Raw genomic sequence first — 948 nt, forward strand, 5'->3', positions numbered from 1 at the left:
CGCGTCGTGGTTCTCAACTGGGACATTTTGGAACAAGTGCTCGCGTTGGACATCGAGCCCATTGCGGCGCCTAACTTGCCGGGTTACCGCCAGTGGGTGGTGAATCCTTACGCACCAGAATCCATTGAGGATATCGGCACACGCGCCGAACCTAATTTAGAGAAAATCGCGAGTTTGAAACCCGATGTGATCCTAGCAGCTTCTCCCCAGCAAGATTTGATTCCCCTGCTCAGACAAATCGCGCCGGTGGTGTATTTGCCGAATTTTTCGCAAAACGAAGCCGCGGCTCAAACCGCAATCAAGCATTTTCGTACGCTAGGTGCGCTGTTTGATAAACAAGAGTTAGCGGAACAAAAACTGGCAAAACTCAATGACTCATTCAAACAACTGCGTGACAAGATTCGTCAGCATTATTCTGCCCCATTAGACGTGTTGGTGATGCGCTTCTCGACACCCAATTCTGTTCTGCTATCAACGGAAAATTCGACCACTGACTATGTGGTTGAGCAGCTTGGGTTAACCAACCCTATCAAAGTTTCTGCGCGCGCTTGGGGCATCAAACAAGATCGCATCAACCGCTTACAAAACCTTGAACAAAGCTACGTACTTTACGTGCAGCCTTTCCCGCAAGAGAGCAAGTTGAACAGCTCACCACTTTGGCAAGCGATGCCATTCGTGAAAAAACAGCGCGTAAATTCGGTAAGAGCGGTGTGGGCCTACGGCGGCGCGATGTCTTTGCAATACATGGCAGAAGCCATTACCGACAGCTTAATTGAACTGGCACCAAAACAATGAGAACGAAACCGTACATTGGCTATGTCGCGCTGATTGCGTTGCTTAGCCTATTGAGCTTACAAATTGATACGAGCTTGTCGTTGAGTGAACAATGGCAGTTGTTCACTCAACCAAAAAGCGCCAGCGAATTTCGTGATGTTTTCTTTATGCAGA

1 protein-coding gene is annotated in these 948 nt (G+C 48.5%); it reads left to right on the top strand.

Annotated elements, in window-relative coordinates; genetic code table 11:
• A partial coding sequence (locus R8O10_RS24200; protein ID WP_318191819.1) for an iron-siderophore ABC transporter substrate-binding protein occupies positions 1-795 on the top strand: 795 nt, incomplete at its 5' end.
• Between the last annotated feature and the right edge of the window lie 153 nt (positions 796-948).

It is taken from the genome of Vibrio sp. 1727 (assembly GCF_033344415.1).
Classification (GTDB): domain Bacteria; phylum Pseudomonadota; class Gammaproteobacteria; order Enterobacterales; family Vibrionaceae; genus Vibrio; species Vibrio alginolyticus.